The sequence below is a fragment of the Amphibacillus cookii genome (assembly GCF_016908375.1).
GTDB classification, from domain to species: domain Bacteria; phylum Bacillota; class Bacilli; order Bacillales; family Amphibacillaceae; genus Amphibacillus_C; species Amphibacillus_C cookii.
In genome coordinates, this window is the sequence record NZ_JAFBDS010000026.1 from 1 (window position 1) to 1,956 (window position 1,956).

General features: G+C 32.0%; 2 protein-coding genes and 1 pseudogene. All 3 read right to left on the minus strand.

Annotated elements, in window-relative coordinates; translation table 11 throughout:
* Positions 1-388: 388 nt before the first annotated feature.
* Positions 389-754 (minus strand): hypothetical protein, encoded by a 366-nt coding sequence (locus JOE23_RS17715; RefSeq protein WP_204440826.1) that lies wholly within the window; start codon positions 752-754, stop codon positions 389-391.
* 339 nt (positions 755-1,093) lie between these two features.
* On the minus strand, positions 1,094-1,462 hold the full coding sequence (locus tag JOE23_RS17720) for a hypothetical protein (RefSeq protein WP_204440828.1): 369 nt from the start codon (positions 1,460-1,462) through the stop codon (positions 1,094-1,096).
* A gap of 4 nt (positions 1,463-1,466) precedes the next feature.
* Positions 1,467-1,956, minus strand: a pseudogene (locus JOE23_RS17725) (hypothetical protein); the annotation flags it as partial.

Consider the following 1,956-nt stretch of genomic DNA (forward strand, 5'->3'; position numbering starts at 1 on the left):
TGGCCCATTGCCTCAAGCGCCCGGCGAATTGCCTGTAAATCGCCACGTATCTCTCGGCATAATGTACGGGTTTCATCCCGAAAGCCTCGGACTTCCTCCATATTGACACGGGTTGCCATGCAGTTTCTCCTCCTTTTAGTGTAAAGCATGACCGGATAAAAAGCATCCTGGCTCCGTTATATTTTTAGAAAACATAAAAGCTGCTTTCATATTTTAGAAAGCAGCTTTTTACTGGAGTTATACTGTTTTATTCTTCTGTCGAATTTCTTCACTTGAAGTCAAAATAATCTTGCTTTTATTAGCTATTAATTATTAAACCTACATTACTAGTCAAAGCTTTTACTTGATTACTAGTCCTGTGTTGAAGTGCCTTTCATTTTATTATTTATTATTTCTTTTTCATTTGATGGAAACCTTTTCCAACCAAACCTATATGCTCTTCTCCTGTAGGTTCTTCTGTCCACCCACATCCAGCACACTCTAAAAGTATATTTCCAGAATATACCGTAACTATATCCCATAAAGTATCTCGAATTGACATTGCTAATGTATCAATATCTTCGTATGCTCCTTTACTTAATCTTGTCTTTTCCATAGTTAAAGACAAGTCAGGGGTTGAAACAATATATTCTTGAGCATTGATAGAAATTAGCACATCCAATCCCCATTTTTCTAAAATCGTATTTGTGAAATAATCCTTGTGTTCATTTATGAACATCACATAAGCGTGGTAGTAATTTTTGTAACTCTTCAAATCATTGTCACACTAGAGAGATTTCACGAAATTCTTTGACTAGCTCTCTATCTAATATATTTTCTGTCATTTCACTTCTCTCCTCACAAATTTACGGTTTAGGAATTGGATATGTAGTAATCAAATTCCCAGCTTTATCTGTATATATTTCATTCCAACTAGTTGGATTTCCACCATTTTATTTTATAAAATCAATACATCAATTGCTAAAGACATAATTTTTTAGTCATCAAAAGAATATTCTAATTTTATTACTAAGTTCCAAAGCTTATCATTTAATTTATCTATAGGTTTATTTATATCAATACTTTTTAGTCCACCTTCTAGATATTCATTATATTATTTACAATCTAATTCTAGTCTATCTATTTTCAGAAAAACGTACTTGCCTACTAGATATCCGTAATCTTCAAATAACTCACTGGTGATAAAAAAGCCTACATCTAAAATTTCAGGTTCTAATAGTTTGCCCCAAAGAGTATAGCTAAAATTATCATCATATTTAATTTTTTTTATTTGAGTATTTTTTTGCTCCTCTATCTCTAAAAAGTCATTTACAAATATACCTAGTTCAGCTTCATATTCTTTTCCTAACTCTAATTTTTGAGGCGATACGTTAAAACCAATAACTTTTTGGTTATTTACAAAAAACTTTACTTCTTCTTCAATTACAGTATTAATTTTATGAATTTTAATTATATTATTCATTATTTTACCTCCTCTCAACCGGATTAATAACAGGAATATTTCTCCCATCATTCATCATCTTCCAAAAGGTTTTTCCACTTTCAACATGATATGTTGTAATTTCTCCTAAACCATTTGTTCCTACAAACTCAAATTTAGCATAACTCTTTATTGAAACACCATTACCATTAGTTAAACTACTATTTTTCATAAATTTAACATAACCTGTTCTTAATTCACCGTTATAAGTATACTGAACTTTCATTCCATTTTTTATTACACTATTAGCCCCAGTCAGATAATCATTTGCACTTGAAAATGCACCGCTAAATTCAGCACCATGTTTTGAAAAATGAGACTCTAATTTCTCTATATTTCCGAAATTAGCCCCACCGGCTTTCTTCCCACCATTCAAAACCGCCTGTTCCTTCTTCACATAACTTTTAAAATTCGAAGACTGACGCGCACGTTTACTCAGCTCAACATTCTGTTGTATCTCCTGCCATAGTGACAAC